The sequence below is a fragment of the Lishizhenia sp. genome, assembly GCF_057456495.1.
In genome coordinates, this window is sequence record NZ_JBVCPV010000220.1 from 1 (window position 1) to 4239 (window position 4239).

Consider the following 4239-nt stretch of genomic DNA (forward strand, 5'->3'; position numbering starts at 1 on the left):
CTTTGGCAATCTTATGTCCAAAAACAAATTCGAAAAAAGAGTTTTCTCGCCCGTGACTATCGCTTTAGCTCTTGGATGCGGCTACTTGGCCTTGGTAGGTTAATACTTATGGTGAACTAAATATTTAAAATCGCTAAAGTCTACACTTTGAACTTCTTATATTTGTTGTTGTTTAACATGTGTGTACATCAACAAATGTCCAATGAAATTTCTGCTTTTACTTCTCCTTGCTTTTCTAATTTCCTCCCCAAAAAGTTGGGCTAATATAGACAGTTTGCAACTTAGTCTAGAGCAAGAGAAAAATCCTAAAAAACGAATAGACACCTACATTCTAATTGGAAAAAATTACACGCAAAAAAATGCGCAACAAGCCCTGTTTTGGTCGAACAAAGCAGAAAAGGAAGCGAAAGCCATACCCTACCAGGCAGGACTTTACGAAAGCTACAAACTCCGCAGCGAAATATTAATGGAGATGAATCAAATAGATTCATCGCTCGCATTAATTGAGTTCATCGTTGAACAAGAACTTATAGCTTCTACCCTAGAACGTGCCGACATCTATAACCTAAAGGGTGTTACCCTACTCAATGCAGGAAGAATTGAGGAAGCCATGGAGCAATTTAATTTGGCCTTAAAAATCTATCGTTCCGAAAATTCCAAAACAGGTGTATTACTCATCATGATAAACTTAGGGAATTGCTTTTATGAGGCTGGAAGAGCGCAAGAAGCTTTAAATTATTTCAAAGACGCTTACGAATTAGCGCTTGAACTAGAAGATAAAAAGAAATTTCCTGTGGCGCTTTTAAACTACGCCATGCTTTCCTTGTATTTGGAAGAAGATACTGAAAAGGTAGACCAATTATTAAAGGGCATTCAACAAAATAGCTTTATACAAGATAATGAGTATATCCTTTCTAGTTTCTACCAAAACCTGGCTGTATTTTACACACAGGTAGAAAGGTGGGGTAAAGCAGAAGAACACTATAAATTAGCACTACAAACTTTAGCTGCATCCGGACTTAGTATAGACGCTGGTATCCACTCTGGATTAGGGCAAGTTTACCTACATCAAAAAAACTATCCGCGCGCAATTGAAAATTATAACAAAGCGCTAGAGTTAAGTACCAAACATTCCCAATTTCGTTTAATTTACAATGATTTAGCACGACTCTACGCACAACTCAATAACATAGATAGTGCTGAGCACTATTGGGAACTTACCTATGAGGAAATGCGTAAACAAGAGGAAGAAAACGCTCAAGCGCTCGTACTAAAATCTAAGAACAACCTTGAACTTATAAAAAAGGAAAATGAAATTGCACTCTTGGCAGCTAATGCCAAAAGTGAACAATTACAGAAGCGCATCAACTTAGTAATTATAATTGCCTTAATTATTTTTATTGCCCTCGTTATACAAGTAGCCTACCTCATCCTTCAACGCAAAAAGAAAGAGCTTATCTTAAAAGATCAAGAACTTGAATTAAAGAAGCAAAAATTAACCAGTCTATCTCTGCGTATCAATCAAAAAAATCAAGTACTCAAAGAATTTGAAGCTACTGTTTCGAAACAAGAAGAGAAGATTTCGCCTATCGTGAATGACGCCAAAATAGCCTTAAAAAACTCTCTACGTATAGACGAAGATTGGAAGGAATTTGAACTTTACTTCAACGATTTAAATTCTGGATTTTACGATAAATTAAAAAGCTCATATCCTGACCTAACCAACAATGAATTAAAAATCTGTTCCCTTTCCAAACTCAGATTTACCTTAAAAGAGATTGCTCAAACACTTTTCTTATCCGTAGATTCTGTAAAATCTGCGCGTTACCGCATCCGAAAAAAGTTAAAAATGGAAAAGGGAGAGGATTTATCCGACTTCTTAAACCAACTGTAAAACTGATAGTTACACCTTTATTTTCTTTTTGACACCTATTGCACACCTCCTTTTTTAGGGCTTTCATTACTCAGGAAATACATTTGTTCCCAAAATAAAATTCAAAATGAAAAGAACTATGAAGGCGTTTTATCTTTCCGCATTACTCTTACTAGTGAATTGTTCCTTATTCGCACAAGAATTTAGTAAACAATTTTTTATAAACGACACTACAAGACTATATCAAGGAGGTGTAGCTGTAGCGTTAGACACCAATGAATTTACGAGTGTCGTTTTAAGTAACGATCAAGTTACAGATGGTATATTAAATCAATTTTACTTTCACTTTATTCAATCTGACACTCTGGGAAACCTACAGCAATTTATACATGTGAGAATGGCTGACACAGCCTACAACATTCACCCCTTTAACATGATTAAGCTGAACAATAATACCTTTTTAATCTCAGCTACATCTCGCCAAAAATATGGACCGAGTAACTCTAAACCAGTTCTCATTAATATGAGTGAAACCGGAAATATCTTGTGGAGTAAAAGTCTAGATGTAAGTTGCGCATCGGGTGCTAACAATAGATTACTTCAATTATCAAATGGAGATATACTCTTTGTGTACCAAGATTTCTCCCATGGTTTTAGACCTATATACTGTCTGGTTGATGAAAATGGTAACTTCAGTAATTTCAATCGATTCCCTTGGCCAAGTGTTATGCCCCGAACATTACATTTAAATGACGATGGAACTTTTGACCTAATTACAAGCAACGGAGATCTATTGAATATAGAGCAAGATCTTTCTCAAATTAACAGCAATAGAAAATACTTTAAACAAGGAGGGATTTTCTTTCATCGATTAGAGAATGGAAATTATTTAATCGCCATTATGCAAGAGTTTGGTGGAGATCCCATATTCATTATGACAGATAGTCAAGGAACTGAACTTTGGTCGAAACAAATTGCCTCTACTTTCGGACCGGTACCTATCAACTACACAACTTTTGATTTTGACTTCATTGAGGAAACTGCAGATGGAAACCTTCTTATTGGAGTACACGACATGTTCGCAAAACGACACAATTACCTCACCATCGATATGCAGGGAAATCTAATTTCTAGTAGAATTGGAAACAACGTTCTGAGTCACGCTCAACACAATGGAAATGACCAAATGTACATTTTCAACTTAGGGGACTTTCAAACCAATAATTTTATTCTTGAAAAACGTAAGTTCAATACATTTTACCCTTGTGATTATGAAGTAGAGAACGTAGTAACAGATGCCAGCGCTATGGAAATTCAGCCAGACAGTGCTTCACTTTTCCCTGTTGCAGCACCTACGGTTATTGACATCAACTTAAATGCTCAAACCGTTCCAAATGTGGTGGATTTCGGTACACTCTGTGATTTTTCTACAGCTGGAACTCAAGAAAACGAAGTACTTATCGACGTTTATCCAAACCCAACAAATGGAATCGTACACATAGAAAGTTCATCAAAAATAGTACACATTCGCGTGCGCAACGCACTCGGTCAAGAAGTTAGTGTAAGTCGTGATAGCCATTTAGACCTATCTGGTTTAGAAAATGGCATCTACCTTTTAGAAATCACGACAAATGCAGGTAGAAGTCTACATAAACTTGTTAAAGAGTAATTTAGGCTCCTTGCGCAACACTGGTTCATTCTCATGTTTTGGACCAGTGTTTTTTTCTTTTGTAAAAAAGAGCTTTGTTACTTTTTTAAAATTGTGCATTTCACTTGTAAATTCACAACTATGCGCAAGCTCTTCCCCTATACCTTATGTCTATTCTTCCTCTTTTCTTTTAATTCAGAAGGATTTAAGGAGGAACAACTCAGATATTCACGTGTGCGGCAAGCGTACAAAGAGAAAGGAAGTCTTATTCAGCAAAATTTAGACGCAAAAAACATAAAACGCAATGAACTTGAACTTTATATCCGTGCGTTTAAAACTGAAAAAACAATGGAATTATGGGGTAAGGACGACTCCTTAAATCAATTTATACTTCTAAAATCCTACACAATTTGTGAAACTTCTGGAATGCTCGGCCCTAAACGGCAACAAGGTGATTTACAAATACCGGAAGGTTATTATTATATAGACCGTTTCAATCCTTTCAGCAATTTTCACCTTTCGCTGGGTATCAATTACCCCAATGCTTCCGATAAAATTCTAGGAAATAGAAACAAATTAGGGGGCGATATTTTCATACACGGCGATTGTGTAACCATAGGCTGTTTGCCTTTAACGGATGACCTCATCAAGGAAGTTTACATCTATTGCGTGGAAGCCAAAAACAATGGTCAAACCTCCATCCCCGTAACGATATATC

General features: G+C 36.3%; 3 protein-coding genes. All 3 read left to right on the top strand.

Features of this window, described 5'->3' with window-relative positions:
* Positions 1–274 precede the first annotated feature (274 nt).
* Positions 275–1894: a tetratricopeptide repeat protein gene (locus AC22ZQ_RS12845; protein WP_318959167.1), complete on the top strand. Its 1620-nt coding sequence runs from the start codon at positions 275–277 to the stop codon at positions 1892–1894.
* Positions 1895–2000: 106 nt separating this feature from the next.
* A complete protein-coding gene (locus AC22ZQ_RS12850) occupies positions 2001–3542 on the top strand; it encodes a T9SS type A sorting domain-containing protein (RefSeq protein WP_318959168.1) in 1542 nt (513 codons plus the stop codon).
* A 120-nt stretch (positions 3543–3662) separates the two neighbouring features.
* On the top strand, positions 3663–4239 hold a 577-nt coding region (locus AC22ZQ_RS12855; protein ID WP_318959169.1), incomplete at its 3' end, for a L,D-transpeptidase family protein.

What these genes read in the sequence shown, in the direction of transcription:
- AC22ZQ_RS12850 (WP_318959168.1), top strand. Translation starts at nt 2,001, where the DNA reads ATGAAAAGAACTATGAAGGCGTTTTATCTTTCCGCATTACTCTTACTA.